Below are 18,678 nucleotides of genomic sequence, written 5' to 3' on the forward strand. Positions count from 1 at the left end.
ACCGCCATATTTAAAGAAGAGCTCGTACGAAAGTACGGGCTTTTTTTTCATATGTTGCGCAGGTACAGGGGGGATGAGAACCCACGACGCAGTCCGTCCCCGCAAGAAAACCACAAAAAAACCGGGCGCTAAGGCCCGGCTCTTCAGTCATTAAAAGGGAAATTAATGTGCCGCTTCCGGCTTGTGCTTCTGCGCACTCTGGAAGCCGTAGGTCAGCTCATTTTTCTCTTTGTCGAGCGCAACGGTGACCTGACCACCCTCTACCAGTGAGCCAAACAGCAGCTCATTAGCCAGCGGTTTTTTCAGGTTGTCCTGAATCACGCGCGCCATCGGACGTGCGCCCATTGCCCGGTCATAGCCCTTCTCAGCCAGCCAGTTACGTGCTTCCTGGCTGACTTCCAGAGAGACACCTTTCTGATCCAGTTGAACCTGCAACTCAACGATGAACTTATCGACCACCTGGTGGATAACCTCAGTTGAGAGGTGCTCGAACCAGATAATATTGTCGAGGCGGTTACGAAATTCCGGCGTAAACACTTTCTTGATTTCGCCCATCGCGTCGGTGCTGTTGTCCTGATGAATCAGGCCAATCGACTTACGTTCCGTTTCACGGACACCAGCGTTGGTCGTCATTACCAGCACCACGTTGCGGAAATCGGCCTTACGTCCGTTATTGTCTGTCAGCGTGCCGTTATCCATCACCTGCAACAGCAGGTTAAAGACATCCGGATGCGCTTTTTCGATCTCATCCAGCAGCAGTACTGCGTGAGGATGTTTGATCACCGCATCCGTCAGCAAACCACCCTGATCGAAACCAACGTATCCCGGAGGCGCGCCAATCAGACGGCTGACGGTGTGGCGTTCCATATACTCGGACATATCAAAACGCAGCAGTTCGATGCCCAGCGCTTTGGAAAGCTGGACCGTTACCTCAGTTTTCCCGACCCCGGTCGGACCGGCAAACAGGAATGAACCGACAGGTTTGTGCTCGTGTCCCAGACCCGCGCGGCTCATCTTGATGGCTTCGGTCAGCGCCTCAATGGCGTTATCCTGCCCAAAGACCAGCATTTTCAGACGGTCGCCAAGGTTTTTCAGCGTATCGCGATCGCTTTGCGACACACTTTTCTCCGGGATACGCGCAATACGCGCGACCACGGACTCGATATCCGCCACGTTGACGGTTTTCTTGCGCTTGCTGACCGGCATCAGACGCGCACGCGCCCCGGCTTCGTCAATGACGTCAATCGCCTTATCCGGCAGATGACGGTCGTTGATATATTTCACCGCCAGCTCCACCGCCGCACGCACCGCTTTCGCCGTGTAACGCACATCGTGGTGAGCTTCATACTTCGGCTTCAGGCCATTGATGATCTGTACTGTCTCTTCTACCGATGGCTCAGTAATATCAATTTTCTGGAAGCGACGGGCCAAAGCACGGTCTTTCTCGAAAATGTTGCTGAACTCCTGATAGGTCGTGGAACCGATCACCCGGATTTTACCGCCAGAAAGCAGCGGTTTAATCAGGTTTGCGGCATCCACCTGACCGCCAGACGCTGCACCGGCCCCGATGATGGTATGGATCTCATCGATAAACAGAATGCTGTTGCTGTCCTGCTCAAGTTGTTTTAACAGCGCTTTGAAGCGTTTTTCGAAATCGCCGCGATATTTCGTGCCCGCCAGCAGCGAACCGATATCCAGCGAGTAGATGGTGCAATCGGCCATCACTTCCGGCACATCGCCCTGGACAATTCGCCAGGCCAGCCCTTCGGCAATCGCGGTTTTCCCAACGCCTGATTCGCCTACCAACAGCGGGTTATTTTTACGGCGGCGGCACAGCACCTGAATGGCACGCTCCAGCTCTTTGTCGCGACCAATCAGCGGATCAATACCACCGACACGGGCAAGCTGGTTAAGGTTAGTCGTGAAGTTCTCCATCCGTTCCTCCCCGCCAGCTTGTTCTTCGTTACTCGGCTGATTGCCGGGATCAGACGACTGACCTGGCTCATCTTTACGCGTGCCGTGCGAAATAAAGTTGACCACATCGAGACGGCTCACCTCATGCTTACGCAGCAGATAGGCCGCCTGGGATTCCTGTTCACTAAAGATAGCGACCAGTACGTTAGCACCGGTCACTTCACTGCGCCCGGAGGACTGAACGTGGAAGACCGCACGTTGCAGAACGCGTTGAAAACTCAGCGTCGGCTGCGTGTCGCGCTCTTCTTCACTGGCAGGCAGTACGGGTGTGGTTTGTTCAATGAAGGCTTCGAGTTCCTGACGGAGCGCCACGAGGTCCACGGAACACGCTTCCAGCGCTTCGCGGGCCGATGGGTTACTGAGCAGTGCCAGTAACAAGTGCTCGACGGTCATAAACTCATGACGGTGCTCGCGCGCTCTGGCGAAAGCCATGTTTAAACTGAGTTCCAGTTCTTGATTGAGCATAGGCACCTCCCCCAATTTTTACGCCTGCATTCAGGCTTTTTCCAGCGTACACAACAACGGATGCTCATTCTCCCTCGCATACGTGTTCACCATCGCCACCTTGGTCTCCGCAACCTCCGCGGTGAAAACACCACAGATGGCTTTACCGTGATAGTGAACCGCAAGCATCAGTTGCGTTGCACGTTCTACATCATAAGAAAAGAATTTTTGTAACACGTCAATAACAAACTCCATCGGAGTGTAATCATCATTGACTAATATCACTTTATACATAGATGGCGGTTTTAGCGCGTCACGCACTTTATCAGCCGTAAGCTGGTCGAAATCCAGCCAGTCGTTCGTCTTACCCATTGTCAGTCGTCATCTTCAGTTACGGTTACCGGCAGTACAGTCTGCCGCTGACAAAAGCAAATGCTCACAATCAATCTACCTCAATTAATAGATAACTATCATCTATCACTGGCATCCGCGACATCTGTCACATTCCCGTCAATAGCGTTAACTGCTTCAAATTTTTGATTCATTTTTACCCACTGCCCCCCGTCTGGCGCTTGACGCCCCGCCTGATTTCTCTAAATTGTAATTTCGAGAGTTGGCGAGGTTTTGAACAACCCCCACTCCACCACCGGTTCATTCCATCTTACTTTTATAAGATTTACGAAGGATGTCGAAGCATGGAAACGGGTACTGTTAAGTGGTTCAATAATGCCAAAGGGTTTGGATTCATCTGCCCTGAAGGCGGCGGCGAAGACATTTTCGCTCACTATTCCACCATCCAGATGGATGGTTACAGAACGCTAAAAGCCGGACAGTCTGTCCAGTTTGATGTCCACCAGGGGCCAAAAGGCAATCACGCCAGTGTCATCGTGCCCATCGAAGCAGAAGCTGTTGCATAGCTCTTCTGTTTTATTGTGTACATCCCGCAGATAAAATGCCAGCCCGATCGACTGGCATTTTTATTTCCTGAGTTCTTACTCCCGCGCTAATGCATCGACCGGGTCCAGCCGCGCCGCATTACGCGCAGGCAGCCAGCCAAAAAGAATCCCGGTAAAGGTGGAGCACAAAAATGCCGTGAGTAGTGCAATGGGCGAGAAGCCAATCTCCCAGCCAGGCAAAAACAGTTGCAGCGTGAAAGCAATCAGCATCGACAACGTGATCCCGAGCGCGCCGCCCACCAGACACACCAGCACGGCTTCAATTAAAAATTGCTGCAGCACATCGCTGGCGCGCGCGCCAACCGCCATGCGGATGCCAATCTCACGCGTTCGCTCCGTCACCGAGACCAGCATAATATTCATAACGCCAATCCCGCCGACCACCAGCGAAATAACCGCCACCAGCGTCAGGAACAATTGAAGCGTACGTGTGGTCTTTTCGGCAGTTTTCAAGACGCCGTCCATATTCCAGGTGAAGAAATCCTTTTTGCCGTGGCGTAGTGTCAGCAGTCGGGTGAGCTGCTGTTCGGCCTGCGCGCTGTCGAAGCCTTCCTTCACCCGCACGGTGATAGAGTTCAGCCACGACTGCCCCATGATGCGTCCGGACATCGTGCTGTAGGGCAGCCAGACGCGCAAAATTTTGCTGCTGCCGAACATCGACTGTTTCTCTTCCGCCACGCCGATGACGGTCGCTGGCATATTGCCCACCAGAATCACCTCGCCCACTACGCTCGCCTTATGAGGGAAAAGCTGGCGGCGGGTGTTACTGTCAAGCACCACCACCTGCGCGCGGCCGTCCAGTTGTTCGCGGTTAAAGGTGTTCCCTTCGCTGAACGTCATGCCATACACGTTAAAATAATCCCCGCTCACTCCGTTGGCGCTGGCCGCCACGTCGGTATTGCCATAGCGCAACCGCAAATTTTGCGACACGGCGGGCGTGGCGGAGCTCACCCAGGGCTGCTTCTGGATTGCCGCGAGATCGTCATACTTAAGCGACTGCTGATACTGTGGGTCGTCATCACCAAAATCTTTACCGGGATAAATATCAATGGTGTTGGTGCCGATGGCGCGGATATCCGCCAGCACCAGTTGTTTCGCCGCGTCGCCTACCACCACAATCGATACCACCGACGCGATGCCGATAATGATCCCAAGCATCGTCAGCAATGTGCGCATTTTATTGGCTGCCATTGCCAGCCAGGCCATGGTCAATGCTTCACGAAACCCGCTGACAAACTGGCTCCAGCCGGATGCCGTTCTCACCGTCGGCTCCTGAATGCCTTGTCCCTGCGCTGCGGTTTTCGCAGGAGGATTACGCACGATTTCGCCATCATGAATCTCTATCACCCGTTCCGCCTGGGCTGCGACCTGGGGATCGTGGGTGACGATAATAACGGTGTGTCCGCGATCGCGCAGTTGATGCAGAATCGCCATCACCTCTTCCCCGGAGTGGCTGTCCAGCGCCCCCGTCGGTTCATCGGCGAGGATCACCTGCCCGCCATTCATCAGCGCGCGCGCGATACTCACCCGCTGCTGCTGGCCGCCGGAAAGCTGCGAAGGTTGATAATCCACCCGGTCGCCCAGACCAAGTCGCTGAAGAAGTTCCTGCGCACGTTCGAGGCGCTGTTTACGCCCGGCGCCGGCGTAAACGGCAGGAACTTCAACATTCTGCGACGCCGTCAGGTGCGACAGCAGATGATAGCGCTGGAAGATGAAGCCAAAATGCTCGCGCCGCAGTTGCGCCAGCGCATCGCGGTCCAGGGTTGAAACATCACGTCCGGCCACCCGATAGGTGCCGCTGGTTGGTTTGTCGAGACACCCCAGGATATTCATCAGCGTGGATTTGCCGGAGCCAGACGCGCCAACGATCGCCACCATCTCCCCGGCATTGATTTGCAGCGTGATGCCTTTCAGCACCTCCACCTGCTCTTCTCCGGAAGGATAACTGCGGCGAATATTGCTTAGCTCAAGCAATGCCGTCATTGCGCGGCTCCCGGTTTGCCTTCACCCGTGACGACCTCATCTCCTGCTTCAAGCCCTTTGACAATTTCTACATCAGTGTCATTACGCGCGCCAATCGACACTTCGCGCTCGCGGGTTTCGCCGTTACGCAGGAGAGTCACCTTGTAGCGATTGTCGCCAACCGGATCGCCGAGCGCGGAAAGCGGGATCGTCAGAACATTTTTCACGTCGGTGAGCTGGATATGCACCTGCGCGGTCATGTCCAGTCGCAAAATACCTTTCGGGTTAGGCACTTCAAAACGGGCGTAATAGAAAATGGCATCGTTGACCTTTTCCGGCGTCGGCAGGACATCTTTTAGCGTTCCTTCGTAGCGGGTTTGTGGGTCGCCAAGCACAGTAAACCAGGCTTTTTGCCCAGGCTTGAGATGAATCACATCCGCTTCCGAGACCTGCGCTTTCACCAGCATCGTGCTCATATCTGCCAGGGTCAGAATGTTGGGCGCCTGTTGTGCGGCGATCACGGTCTGCCCTTGCAGAGTGGTAATTTGCGTCACTTCACCGGCCATCGGCGCGACGATGCGGGTGTAATCGAGATTGGTTTTCGCCGTATCCAGAGATGCCTGATTACGCTTAATCTGCGCATCAATGGTGCCGATTTGCGCCTGCTTCACCGCCATCTCCGTTGCCGCAGTATCCAGATCCTGCTGTGAAACCGCCTGGGTTTTTGCCAACTGCTGTTGACGAGAAAGCGTTACCCGCGCCAGCTTCCACTCGGCTTCAGCCTGCTGGCGTTGCGCCCGCAACTCCATGAGCGTCGCTTCCACTTCTTTAATCTGGTTTTCCGCCTGCTCAGGATCGATAACCCCCAGCAACTGGTCCTTTTTTACCTTATCGCCAATCGCTACCGACAGCGTTTTAAGCTGACCGCTTACCTGCGCGCCCACGTCAACTTTGCGTAAGGCATCCAGTTTGCCGGTTGCCAGCACGCTTTGCTGAAGATCGCCTGGCCGCACAATCAGCGTCTGGTAGCCTGGCAACGGCGCATTCAGCGTCCGCCAAAGGGCAATTGCCCCCAGGATAAGAATGAATATAAGCAGCAAATAGCGCTTTTTAATTTTATTTCCCTTAATACCCATAGCAATCCTGATGGTAAGTTTCTCAACTGAAATTCAACGATATCTAAACAATCCGCACGCGAAAAGGATAGCGTTTAAGGCATTGACGATTGGTTAAGATTCGGCATGTTTCAATTTTCGCAATCATCTCGTTGCGGATCTCGATCATGTCACAGATTACTGATAATACCTTTTATACTTCGGACGTCGCGTCGCCTTTACAATTATTTATGCGCCTGACGCGCGGGCAATTGCTGCCGGGAAAATTCTGGCGTAAAGCCAGCTTTCGCCGTAAATTTTTAATTCGCTCGCTATTAATGCCCAGGGCCACCAGTCAGTTGCTGGAAAATCTCACGCAGTGGCCTGAGCTAAATTCGCTGCTGGCAAGACAACCTCGCCTGCCCATTCGTCTGCATCGCCCGTATATGGCCGTCAATATCAAACGCGATACCGCTTTACATGCGCTCTGTACCCATTATGACCTGATGCGTAACCTGTTAAGCCGTGAACAACAGGCGAGTTATTTAAGTCACTATGGTCTGAACCTGGTGAAATTTGAGGCGAAAGACGGTACGCCATTCCAGATTGATTTAGTCAGTCTGGTCTCGCTGGATAAAGAAGGGGAAAGTACCGTCGTTATTCGCGATGAGCAGATGCGTATTCTGGCGGAAATTACCTTTACCTTCTGCTATCTGAATGGCAAACGTACTCTGTTTATTGGTGGATTGCAGGGGGCGGCGAATGATGTTCCCCATGACGTTATTCAACAGGCGACGAAAGCCTGTTATGGACTCTTCCCGAAAAGAATAGTGATGGAAGCGCTCTGCCAGTTCGCACAAATCGCGAAGGTGGAACAGATTCTGGCGGTCAGCAACGCGACGCATGTCTATCGCAGTTGGCGCTATATGGACAAAAAGACGCAGATGCATGCTGACTACGATGCTTTCTGGGCCTCGCTGGGCGGGGAGAAAACCGAAGGCAATTACTTCTCTTTGCCGCTGAACATTGCCCGAAAAAGCGAGGCGGATATCGCCAGCAAAAAACGGGCTGAATATCGCCGTCGCTATGCGCTACTCGACAACGTTGTCACACAGGTTCCGCAGCGCATAGGGCTTTAATCCGCCCTGCCGCGCGCCAGCCACAGCACCCGGGAAAACATTTTCCGCAGCAGCGTTGGCACCGCGTCAACACCTCGCCGTCCCGCCTCCATCGCGACTTCGATGGCAATGTCGGGTTTCGATGAGCGATGGATCGCCTTCGAAATGATTTTGCGCATATTCATCGGCACATTATCCGGAATCTGCGCCACCCGATGAAACACATCGGCAAAACCCTGCCGGTACATGAAATGTTCCATATCCAGCGCAGGCAGCGTAGTCAGATGCTCACGCTCCTCTTCCCGATCGTTATTTAACAGACCGCGCACCGTCGCCGCGTACTTTTTCCCGGCCTCGTCGCCGTCGACAAGAACGTGCCATTCAATCCCCATCCGCCGGGCAAATTTCACCAACGGCTTCAGACCCGACTGGGCGAATTCGATCACCTTAATCCCTTCAGCATCGAAATGGTGTCCGCACTGGCGGGCCAGTTCGTTAATCACCCAGGTTTCCGTTTCGCCTTCCACCAGCAGCCAGCAGCGGGCAAACAGCGAAGAGGCGCGGTTAAAGCGAATGTGAAAAGCGATGCGTCTGCCATCTTCCGCGCTCAGACCGCCCGGCCCCAGACGCCAGGCCGCCACACGCGACGATTCACGCACCAGACGGCAGACGTGCTCGACGGGCGTCAGCGAGAGCAATTCACTTGAGTTTGTGGTGGTGATCCGCTGTAACGGCAGCAGATTAAGCAACTGCCACGCGACGGAGAGCATAATGGGATGCAGGCGCGTCTCGGGATCTTCTACCAGTAACAACGGCCTGGCGTCTTTATGCAACCGGACCGTCCCTTTCGCCTGGAGCAACGTGGAGAACAGCCCCAACAAAATGATGCGATGGGTACGCCCGCCAGGCTTGTCGATCATGCGGTTGATAATATCGAGATAGCGCCAGCTTCGCTGCTCGTTGCTCGAGCGACGACGCATTAAACGGTGGCGGGATTGCGCGGTACCCTGTTCAGTAAAATAGTGTTCAAGCAGTTGCACCATCGCCGACAATCCCTGGCGTATCTGCCCGTCGGTTAAATTCTGTGGCCGCGTGGCCAGTTCGCGCGCGAGAAAATCCAGTTGTCGGGCAGTGACCTCAACATCCTCCACATCAGGAACCGTGCCGTTACGGATGCGGCGCATAAATCGCGCATCGCGTAAACGCAGAACCGGCATTAAACGCACCAGATGGCGCGCCTGCTCATTGATGTCATCAATATCCAGCGGATGCCCGTCACCATCGAGAAAACTACGCAGCGTCATCACACTCCCCTCTTCCCCGCACTCTCCTTCGAGGCGATAGAAGATACGCTGATAGCCATCGTGACAGGGCGACCAGCACGCATCCAGTGGCCGGTAACGACGAACCCGATAGCGTCCTGGCTGGGATTCCCGAAACGTCAACACGATATGCAGATGATGCTCACGTCCTTTAATGTCGCCGGGAGGAAACCAGAAATCGTCACGGTCGAAGTGGTACAACTCTGATTCGGGTGACAGCAACAAGGTTAACGCATCCAGTAAACTTGATTTACCCCAGGCGTTCTCCCCAATCAGGACGTTGTTTTGTTCAAGCATCAACGACAACCGATTTATGCCGCGAAACCCCACTATCTCAACGCGTTCGAGAATCATGTTTCCTCCAGAAAATCATCACTTTTCCTTTAAGCTTCTCGCAGTATAACTGCAAAATGCTTCACAGGTCGTGACACGTCCATTATTACGCAAGCTAACTGTATGAATAATGAACGACAGGCATTCCCTCTTTCATTCGTAAAGGTGTAAAATAATTTAGCGGGAGCAAAGCAAATCAGAGTTTGCAAATCCTCTTTGATATGAATATGCACTACACTTTAATTTAAGAAAAATCGGAGCAAGGAATGACACCGCATTGCCCTAAATCAAACTAACGGTTTTTTTTTAACTAGTGAACGGATGGCGTTCGTTTTTAAAATAGTGATCTATTTATTATGTCGTCATCCTTGAGGACAATAAATAATGATTGCCACAGCTCCTTTGTGGTTACTTTTTACATTGAGGTGGATATGTTCAGAAAATTAGCAGCCGAATGTTTTGGTACATTCTGGCTTGTATTCGGTGGTTGCGGCAGTGCCGTACTGGCAGCAGCGTTTCCGGAATTAGGTATTGGCTTTGCGGGCGTGGCGCTCGCGTTCGGCCTGACCGTATTAACCATGGCTTTTGCCGTCGGCCATATTTCCGGCGGGCATTTTAACCCGGCGGTGACCTTAGGCTTATGGGCTGGCGGTCGTTTCCCGGCAAAAGACGTTATTGGTTATATTATTGCTCAGGTTGTCGGCGGCATTGTTGCGGCAGCGGTTCTGTATCTGATCGCCAGCGGTAAAGCAGGTTTTGATGCGGCTGCCAGCGGTTTCGCCTCTAACGGCTATGGCGAACATTCACCGGGCGGTTATTCAATGCTGTCCGCGATTGTTATCGAAATTGTCCTGACCGCTGGCTTCTTGCTGGTGATTCATGGCGCCACAGATAAACACGCCCCGGCAGGCTTTGCGCCGATCGCTATCGGTCTGGCGTTGACCCTGATTCACCTGATCAGCATTCCGGTGACCAACACGTCTGTTAACCCGGCACGTAGCACCGCAGTCGCTATCTTCCAGGGCGGCTGGGCGTTACAGCAACTCTGGTTGTTCTGGGTGATGCCGATTATTGGCGGGATCCTGGGCGGTCTTATTTACCGTACGCTGCTCGAAAAACGCGATTAATGTCAGCACATCCGGCGGTGCATGCCGCCCGGATTCAACACGTCTCAGCCGGATAAGGCATCGCCCTTATCCGGCTTTTATTTTGCATCTTTACTGAGCCCGCTTTATTGGGTAGTGTCATGACGCTGTCTCGCTCATTTAAAGGACCCGGCTGTTCATGTTCTCAGGACTTCTTATCATTCTGCTGCCGTTGATTGCAGGTTATCTCGTTCCGCTTCGGCATACCGCGGCATTAAAACTGATCAATCGGCTATTAAGCTGGATGGTTTATCTGATTCTCTTTTTTATGGGGATCAGTCTGGCCTTTTTAGATAATCTGGCGAGCAATTTGCTGGCAATATTTCATTATTCCGCCGTCAGTATTACCGTTATTTTACTGTGTAATATTGCCGCATTACTGTGGCTGGAACGCACATTACCCTGGCACCACCATCATCAACAGGAGAAACTCCCTTCGCGTATCGCCATGGCGCTTGAATCGCTGAAATTGTGTGGCGTGGTGGTCGTGGGTTTTCTGCTGGGGCTGAGCGGTTTACCTGTTTTACAGCATGCCACAGAAGCGAGCGAATATACCCTGATTCTGTTGCTTCTGTTGGTCGGGATTCAGTTACGCAATAGCGGCATGACCTTAAAACAGATTGTCCTGAATCGCCGGGGCATGGTTGTGGCCGTTGTGGTCGTCGCCAGTTCACTGATTGGCGGTCTGATTAATGCTTTTATCCTCGATTTACCGGTGAAAACCGCTCTCGCTATGGCATCAGGCTTTGGCTGGTACTCCTTGTCAGGCATTCTGCTGACGGAATCGTTCGGTCCGGTGATCGGTAGCGCCGCCTTCTTTAACGATCTGGCGCGAGAGCTGCTCGCCATCATGCTGATCCCGGGCCTGGTTCGCCGTAGTCGTTCCACCGCGTTGGGACTGTGCGGCGCGACATCAATGGACTTTACGCTGCCAGTGCTACAGCGCACTGGTGGGCTTGAGATGGTTCCGGCGGCGATTGTTCACGGTTTTATCCTCAGTTTACTGGTGCCGATTTTGATGGCCCTCTTCTCTGCTTAACTCCCCCTTTGGCGGTAGGCCTCTGCCGCCAAAATTGCGCTAAATCAATCTCCCTGTAAGTTGCATCAGAAATCCCTTTTATCCCGTTTCTCACAGGCATAATCTTAAACATGCATATTAAATATAACTTTAAAAGGTGAGACCATGTTTTGTGTACAATGTGAACAAACCATTCGTACTCCGGCAGGAAACGGCTGCTCTTACGCGCAGGGCATGTGCGGTAAAACCGCTGAAACCTCTGATCTTCAGGATCTGCTGATTGCCTCTCTACAAGGTCTGTCAGCATGGGCGGTGAAAGCACGTGAATATGGCATTGTTAATCATGACGTTGATAACTTTGCCCCACGCGCCTTTTTCTCCACACTGACCAACGTTAACTTCGACTCCCCGCGCATCGTCGGTTATGCCCGCGACGCTATAGCCATGCGTGAAGCGCTGAAAGCCCAGTGCCTGAGCATTGATGCAAACGCGCACTGCGACAACCCGATGGCAGAACTGCAACTGGTCAGCGACGATTTAGGTGACCTGCAGCGTCAGGCCGCTGAATTCACGCCAAATAGAGACAAAGCCGCCATTGGCGAGAACATTCTCGGCCTGCGTCTGCTATGTCTGTACGGTCTGAAAGGCGCGGCGGCGTATATGGAACACGCGCACGTCCTCGGGAAGTACGACAACGATATCTATGCGCAGTACCACAAAATCATGGCGTGGCTGGGCACCTGGCCTTCCGATATGAACGCGCTGCTGGAGTGCTCAATGGAAATCGGTCAGATGAACTTCAAAGTGATGAGCATTCTGGATGCCGGAGAAACCAGCAAATTCGGTCATCCGACCCCCACTCAGGTCAACGTTAAAGCGACCAAAGGCAAGTGTATTCTGATTTCGGGACACGATCTGAAAGATCTGTATAACCTGCTGGAGCAAACCGAAGGGACCGGCGTGAATGTCTATACGCACGGCGAAATGCTGCCAGCACACGGCTATCCGGAGCTGCGTAAATTCAAGCATCTGATTGGCAACTACGGTAGCGGCTGGCAGAACCAACAGGTCGAATTCGCCCGCTTCCCTGGCCCTGTCGTGATGACCTCTAACTGCATCATCGACCCGACCGTTGGCAACTATGACGACCGTATCTGGACCCGCAGTATTGTCGGTTGGCCTGGCGTCAGCCATCTGGAAGGCGATGACTTCGCTCCGGTTATCGCGCAGGCCCAGCAAATGGCCGGCTTCCCGTACAGTGAAATTCCGCATCTGATCACCGTCGGTTTCGGTCGTCAGACCCTGCTGGGCGCGGCAGATACCCTAATTGATCTGGTAAGCCGCGAAAAACTGCGTCACATCTTCCTGGTCGGCGGCTGTGACGGCGCGCGTGGCGAACGTAACTACTTCACCGATTTTGCCACCCGCGTGCCGGATGACTGCCTGATCCTGACCCTGGCCTGCGGTAAATACCGCTTCAACAAGCTGGAGTTTGGCGATATCGAAGGGCTGCCGCGTCTGGTTGACGCCGGTCAGTGTAACGATGCCTACTCCGCTATCATTCTGGCCGTCACGCTGGCAGAAAAACTCGGTTGTGGCGTCAACGATCTGCCGCTCTCTCTGGTGCTCTCCTGGTTCGAACAGAAAGCTATCGTTATTTTGTTAACCCTGCTGTCGCTTGGCGTGAAAAACATTGTCACCGGCCCCACTGCGCCAGGCTTCTTCACACCGGATCTGCTGGCGATTCTTAATGAGAAATTTGGCCTGCGTTCCGTGACCACCGTTGAAGAAGACATGAAGCAGTTGTTGAGCGCGTAAGGAGTGAAGTTATGACAATGCCAACGAATCAGTGCCCGTGGCGGATGCAGGTTCACCACATCCATCAGGAAACGCCGGATGTCTGGACGATTTCGTTGCTGTGCCACGATTATTATCCCTATCGTGCCGGGCAGTATGCACTAGTCAGCGTAGCAAATAGTTCGGAAATACTGCGCGCCTATACCCTCTCATCCACGCCTGGCGTCAGCGAGTACATTACGCTGACCGTTCGCCGGATTGAGGAGGGAGCAGGTTCGCAGTGGTTAACCCGCGACGTGAAACGAGGCGACTATATCTGGCTGTCTGACGCAATGGGCGATTTCACCTGCGAAGATAAAGCAGATGATAAGTTCCTGATGCTGGCGGCAGGCTGCGGCGTTACCCCGATCATGTCAATGCGCCGCTGGTTGGCGAAGTACCGCCCGCAGGCGGATGTGCAGGTCATCTTCAATGTGCGTTCGCCGCAGGATGTCATTTTTGCGCAGGAGTGGCGGCAGTATCCGGTTACGCTGGTGGCAGAGAACAATGCGGCCGACGGTTTTGTCGCCGGGCGGCTGACCACTGATCTGCTGCAACAGGTCCCCGATCTGGCCTCTCGCACGGTCATGACCTGTGGGCCGGCACCGTACATGGAGTGGGTTGAAGAAGCGGTGAAAACCCTGGGCGTGAAGAAGTTCTATAAAGAGAAATTTTTCACCCCGGTAGCGGAAGCCACCACTGAGGGGCTGAAGTTCACCAAACTGCAACCGGCAAAAACGTTCTACGCCCCGGTCGGCACCACGCTGCTGGAGGCGCTGGAAAGCAATAACGTTCCGGTGACCGTCGCCTGCCGCGCGGGGGTTTGCGGCTGCTGTAAAACCAAAGTGGTTTCCGGCGACTATACGGTCAGCAGCACCATGACGCTGACCGATGCCGAGATTGCAGACGGTTACGTGCTGGCCTGCTCCTGTCATCCACAGGGCGATTTGGTTCTCGCCTGATCAAAGATGCCCGGTTTTACCGGGCATCACAGAATGTTGCCAGCCCCTGTGAAGCGTTTGCCGGATGGCGGCTGACGCCTTATCCGGCCGACAGTAAGACCGCAATATCACTTCGTTATACAATCTTTCCTGGCCCATCGGGTATTTTCTTCTTATCGCCACCACCGTCTAAAACAGGGCGCTGCGCCCAACGTTATCAGTATCTTCATCTAAACTTGTAACCGGTATCACAATTTAGGAGATGGAGAACCATGAAACAAACAGTTGCTGCTTTTATTGCGAAAACGCTGGAACAGGCTGGAGTGAAACGCATTTGGGGCGTAACGGGCGATTCGCTGAACGGCCTGAGCGACAGCCTCAATCGCATGGGAACGATTGAGTGGATGTCGACCCGCCATGAAGAGGTTGCCGCATTTGCGGCAGGTGCTGAGGCCCAACTCACTGGCGAACTGGCGGTGTGCGCGGGTTCCTGCGGCCCCGGCAACCTGCATCTGATTAACGGTTTGTTCGACTGTCACCGCAACCACGTGCCGGTACTCGCCATTGCCGCCCATATCCCTTCCAGTGAAATCGGCAGCGGCTATTTTCAGGAGACCCACCCGCAAGAGTTATTCCGCGAATGCAGCCACTACTGTGAGCTGGTTTCCAGCCCCGAACAGATCCCGCAGGTTTTAGCAATCGCGATGCGCAAAGCGGTGCTTAATCGTGGCGTCTCGGTGGTGGTCTTACCCGGCGACGTGGCGTTAAAACCGGCACCGGAAAGTGCCACTACCCACTGGTATCACGCCCCACTGCCGATCGTCACGCCAGCCGAAGAAGAGTTGCGTAAACTTGCCCAGCTACTGCGCTACTCCAGCAACATCGCCCTGATGTGCGGCAGCGGCTGTGCGGGAGCGCATAAAGAACTGGTTGAGTTCGCCGCCAAAATCAAAGCGCCCATTGTTCACGCCCTGCGCGGCAAAGAGCATGTCGAATATGACAACCCCTACGATGTGGGGATGACGGGGCTTATCGGCTTTTCATCTGGCTTCCACACCATGATGAATGCCGACACACTGGTGCTGCTCGGAACACAATTCCCCTACCGCGCGTTTTATCCTGCCGACGCCAAAATCATTCAGATTGATATCAACCCGGCCAGCATTGGGGCGCACAGCAAGGTCGATATGGCGCTGGTTGGCGATATCAGGTCCACGCTGACCGCGCTCTTACCGCTGGTGGAAGAGAAAACGGAACGCAAATTCCTCGATAAGGCGTTGAGCGATTATCGCGATGCGCGCAAAGGTCTCGACGATCTCGCCAAACCCAGCGAAAAAGCGATTCACCCGCAGTACCTGGCACAGCAAATCAGCCATTTCGCCGCCAATGACGCCATCTTTACCTGCGATGTCGGCACGCCAACGGTGTGGGCCGCCCGTTACCTGAAAATGAACGGCAAACGCCGTCTGCTGGGATCGTTTAACCACGGCTCAATGGCTAACGCCATGCCGCAGGCGCTGGGAGCCCAGGCCACTGCGCCCAATCGCCAGGTGATTGCCCTGTGCGGTGACGGCGGATTCAGTATGTTGATGGGGGATTTTCTCTCGGTCGTGCAAATGAAGTTACCGGTCAAAATCGTCGTCTTTAACAACAGCGTATTAGGCTTTGTGGCAATGGAAATGAAAGCCGGAGGTTATCTCACCGACGGTACTGAGCTTCATGACACCAACTTCGCGCGCATTGCCGAAGCCTGTGGTATCACCGGGATTCGGGTGGAGAAAGCGTCAGACGTTGACGAAGCGCTACAGCGTGCCCTGTCGATTGACGGCCCGGTGCTGGTAGATGTGGTTGTCGCGAAAGAGGAATTGGCTATTCCGCCGCAAATTAAACTGGAGCAGGCCAAAGGTTTCAGCCTGTATATGCTGCGCGCCATCATCAGCGGTCGTGGCGACGAGGTGATCGAACTGGCAAAAACCAACTGGCTCAGGTAAAACAATGCACATCGCCTTTCAAACAATAGGGATGTGCAATGATAGATCTACGCAGTGATACCGTCACCCGTCCGGGCCGCGCCATGCTTGACGCTATGATGGCCGCCCCGGTTGGGGACGATGTGTATGGGGATGACCCCACCGTTAACGCTCTCCAGCAATACGCCGCTGACCTCTCAGGTAAAGAAGCGGCGTTATTTTTACCCACCGGCACCCAGGCCAACCTCGTGGCGCTCCTCAGCCACTGTGAGCGCGGCGAAGAGTATATCGCCGGTCAGGGAGCACATAACTATCTGTATGAAGCCGGTGGCGCGGCGGTGCTCGGCAGTATTCAACCGCAACCCATTGATGCCGCAGCGGATGGCTCATTACCGCTGGATAAAGTTGCCGCTAAAATTAAGGCAGATGATATCCACTTTGCCCGCACGAAGCTTCTGAGTCTGGAAAACACCCACAATGGCAAAGTCCTGCCGCGCGACTATCTCAAAGATGCATGGGAATTTACCCGTGAGCGTGGTCTGGCGCTGCACGTCGATGGCGCGCGTATTTTTAACGCCGTGGTGGCCTACGGTTGTGAACTCAAAGAGATCGTTCAGTATTGCGACTCCTTTACCATCTGTCTGTCCAAAGGGCTGGGGACGCCGGTCGGCTCGTTACTGGTCGGCAACCGCGATTACATCAAGCGCGCCACCCGCTGGCGTAAAATGACCGGCGGCGGCATGCGTCAGGCCGGTATCCTGGCGGCTGCCGGGCTGTATGCCCTGAAAAACAACGTTGCGCGCTTACAGGACGATCACGACAACGCGGCATGGATGGCGGAACAACTGCGAGACGCAGGCGCGGACGTGATGCGCCATGACACCAACATGCTGTTTGTCCGCGTCGGAGAAGCCAACGCCGCGGCGCTGGGCGAGTTTATGAAAGCGCAGGGAGTGCTGATCAACGCCTCGCCTGTTGTCCGTCTGGTGACCCATCTGGATGTTTCGCGGGAACAGCTTGCCGATGTCGTCGCCCACTGGCGCACATTTTTACATCGTTAGGGAGAAAGACGTGCCACAACGCATCGTAGTTCTTGGCGCCAGTGGTTACATTGGTCAGCATCTGGTGCAGGCGCTCAGCCAGCAAGGTCATCAGGTGCTGGCGGCGGCACGTCGCGTTGAGCGCCTGGAAAAACAGAATCTGCCCAACGTCAGTTGTCATAAGGTCGATCTGAACTGGCCGACAACGCTCCCTTCCCTGCTGGAAAATGTCGACACGGTCTATTATCTGGTGCACGGCATGGGGGAAGGTGGTGATTTTATCGCTCATGAGCGCCAGGTAGCGCTCAACGTTCGTGACGCCCTGCGTGAAACGCCGGTCAGACAACTCATTTTTCTCAGTTCGCTACAGGCACCGGAACACCAGCAATCCGACCATCTGCGGGCGCGGCAAATCACCGCAGATACCTTACGTGAGTCCGGTGTCCCCGTGACGGAACTGCGCGCCGGCATTATCGTAGGTGCAGGTTCTGCCGCATTCGAAGTGATGCGTGACATGGTCTATAACCTGCCGGTGCTGACACCGCCCCGCTGGGTCCGTTCGCGCACCACGCCAATTGCCCTCGAAAACCTGTTGTACTATCTGGTTGCCCTGCTGGACCATCCCGCCAGCGAGCACCGGATCCTTGAAGCCGCCGGGCCACAGGTGCTCAGCTATCAGGAGCAGTTTGAACATTTCATGGCGGTCAGCGGCAAGCATCGCCTGTTAATTCCCGTCCCCTTTCCCACCCGCTGGATTTCCGTCTGGTTCCTGAACGTTATCACCTCAGTGCCGCCGACCACGGCAAAGGCACTGATACAGGGGCTAAAACACGATCTGCTGGCCGATGACTCGGAATTACGGGCGTTAATTCCCCAGCAGCTTATCGCCTTTGACGATGCGGTACGCCGCACGCTAAAGGAAGAAGAGAAACTGGTGAATTCCAGCGACTGGGGATATGACGCGCAGGCGTTTGCCCGCTGGCGACCGGAATACGGTTTTTTCGCCAAACAGGCCGGATTTACCGTCAGAACGCCCGCCAGCCTGAGCGCCTTGTGGCAGGTGGTAAACCGTCTCGGCGGGAAAGAGGGGTATTTCTTTGGCAATATTCTTTGGAAAACACGCGCGGCGCTGGATCTGTTAGTCGGTCACCGTCTGGCAAAAGGCCGTCCTGAACATGCACGCCTTCAGCCCGGTGATGCGGTAGATAGTTGGAAGGTCATTATCGTCGAACCCGAAAAGCAACTTACGCTGCTGTTTGGCATGAAGGCGCCGGGACTCGGTCGACTCAGTTTCACTCTGGAAGATAAAGGCGATCATCGTGAAATTGACGTGCGCGCCTGGTGGCATCCGCACGGTATGCCAGGTCTTTTCTATTGGCTACTGATGATCCCTGCGCATTTGTTTATCTTCAGGGGAATGGCGAAAAAAATTGCCAGACTTGCAGAACAAATCACAGATATTTCGTAAAAACTTGCTGTATTGTTTCACGTTTCCCATTGCATACCGACGTAATTCACGGAAGAA

The 18,678-nt window shown here is 54.3% G+C and carries 15 protein-coding genes; 9 read left to right on the forward strand and 6 right to left on the reverse strand.

Going from position 1 to position 18,678, the window contains the following annotated elements:
• Positions 1 to 162: 162 nt before the first annotated feature.
• From clpA to WB371_RS03465, 3 genes are all read right to left on the reverse strand, one after another.
• Positions 163 to 2,439 (reverse strand): ATP-dependent Clp protease ATP-binding subunit ClpA, encoded by a 2,277-nt coding sequence (gene clpA, locus WB371_RS03455; RefSeq protein WP_336218728.1) that lies wholly within the window; start codon positions 2,437 to 2,439, stop codon positions 163 to 165.
• 30 nt (positions 2,440 to 2,469) lie between these two features.
• On the reverse strand, positions 2,470 to 2,790 hold the full coding sequence (clpS, locus tag WB371_RS03460; RefSeq protein WP_336218729.1) for an ATP-dependent Clp protease adapter ClpS: 321 nt from the start codon (positions 2,788 to 2,790) through the stop codon (positions 2,470 to 2,472).
• 98 nt (positions 2,791 to 2,888) lie between these two features.
• Positions 2,889 to 2,963: a hypothetical protein gene (locus WB371_RS03465; RefSeq protein ID WP_216526604.1), complete on the reverse strand. Its 75-nt coding sequence runs from the start codon at positions 2,961 to 2,963 to the stop codon at positions 2,889 to 2,891.
• A 150-nt stretch (positions 2,964 to 3,113) separates the two neighbouring features.
• Here WB371_RS03465 and cspD point away from each other — a divergent pair, with 150 nt between their 5' ends.
• Complete coding sequence (gene cspD / locus WB371_RS03470; RefSeq protein ID WP_042284847.1) at positions 3,114 to 3,335, forward strand: cold shock-like protein CspD; 222 nt, start codon at positions 3,114 to 3,116, stop codon at positions 3,333 to 3,335.
• A gap of 75 nt (positions 3,336 to 3,410) precedes the next feature.
• On the opposite strand, the gene macB is transcribed toward cspD, so the two are convergent.
• Positions 3,411 to 5,357, reverse strand: coding sequence for a macrolide ABC transporter ATP-binding protein/permease MacB (gene macB / locus WB371_RS03475; RefSeq protein ID WP_336218730.1), 1,947 nt, complete (start codon positions 5,355 to 5,357; stop codon positions 3,411 to 3,413).
• Complete coding sequence (macA, locus tag WB371_RS03480; protein ID WP_420704027.1) at positions 5,354 to 6,472, reverse strand: macrolide transporter subunit MacA; 1,119 nt, start codon at positions 6,470 to 6,472, stop codon at positions 5,354 to 5,356. The genes macB and macA overlap by 4 nt, the downstream gene beginning before the upstream one ends.
• Before the next feature lie 146 nt (positions 6,473 to 6,618).
• Between macA and WB371_RS03485 the strand changes: the two genes are divergently transcribed.
• Positions 6,619 to 7,569: a VirK/YbjX family protein gene (locus WB371_RS03485; RefSeq protein ID WP_336218731.1), complete on the forward strand. Its 951-nt coding sequence runs from the start codon at positions 6,619 to 6,621 to the stop codon at positions 7,567 to 7,569.
• Here WB371_RS03485 and WB371_RS03490 read toward each other — a convergent pair.
• Positions 7,566 to 9,224 (reverse strand): ATP-dependent endonuclease, encoded by a 1,659-nt coding sequence (locus WB371_RS03490; protein WP_336218732.1) that lies wholly within the window; start codon positions 9,222 to 9,224, stop codon positions 7,566 to 7,568. The two genes, WB371_RS03485 and WB371_RS03490, sit on opposite strands and share 4 nt — an antisense overlap.
• Before the next feature lie 410 nt (positions 9,225 to 9,634).
• On the opposite strand from WB371_RS03490, the gene aqpZ reads away from it, so the two are divergent.
• The 7 genes from aqpZ to WB371_RS03525 all read left to right on the forward strand — a co-directional run bounded on the left by aqpZ (position 9,635) and on the right by WB371_RS03525 (position 18,621).
• Positions 9,635 to 10,330, forward strand: a complete 696-nt coding sequence (aqpZ, locus tag WB371_RS03495) for an aquaporin Z (RefSeq protein WP_336218733.1) — start codon at positions 9,635 to 9,637, stop codon at positions 10,328 to 10,330.
• A gap of 157 nt (positions 10,331 to 10,487) precedes the next feature.
• On the forward strand, positions 10,488 to 11,387 hold the full coding sequence (locus WB371_RS03500; protein WP_336218734.1) for a lysine exporter LysO family protein: 900 nt from the start codon (positions 10,488 to 10,490) through the stop codon (positions 11,385 to 11,387).
• Positions 11,388 to 11,531: 144 nt separating this feature from the next.
• On the forward strand, positions 11,532 to 13,184 hold the full coding sequence (hcp, locus tag WB371_RS03505) for a hydroxylamine reductase (RefSeq protein WP_336218735.1): 1,653 nt from the start codon (positions 11,532 to 11,534) through the stop codon (positions 13,182 to 13,184).
• An 11-nt stretch (positions 13,185 to 13,195) separates the two neighbouring features.
• Entirely contained in the window at positions 13,196 to 14,164 is a 969-nt protein-coding gene (gene hcr / locus WB371_RS03510) for an NADH oxidoreductase (protein WP_336218736.1), read from the forward strand.
• A gap of 251 nt (positions 14,165 to 14,415) precedes the next feature.
• Complete coding sequence (poxB, locus tag WB371_RS03515) at positions 14,416 to 16,134, forward strand: ubiquinone-dependent pyruvate dehydrogenase (RefSeq protein WP_336218737.1); 1,719 nt, start codon at positions 14,416 to 14,418, stop codon at positions 16,132 to 16,134.
• A gap of 38 nt (positions 16,135 to 16,172) precedes the next feature.
• Positions 16,173 to 17,174: a low-specificity L-threonine aldolase gene (gene ltaE, locus WB371_RS03520; protein WP_336218738.1), complete on the forward strand. Its 1,002-nt coding sequence runs from the start codon at positions 16,173 to 16,175 to the stop codon at positions 17,172 to 17,174.
• A 10-nt stretch (positions 17,175 to 17,184) separates the two neighbouring features.
• Positions 17,185 to 18,621, forward strand: a complete 1,437-nt coding sequence (locus WB371_RS03525; protein WP_336218739.1) for an SDR family oxidoreductase — start codon at positions 17,185 to 17,187, stop codon at positions 18,619 to 18,621.
• Positions 18,622 to 18,678 lie beyond the last annotated feature (57 nt).

This window comes from Citrobacter amalonaticus, from assembly GCF_037053465.1.
Classification (GTDB): Bacteria; Pseudomonadota; Gammaproteobacteria; order Enterobacterales; family Enterobacteriaceae; genus Citrobacter_A; species Citrobacter_A amalonaticus_H.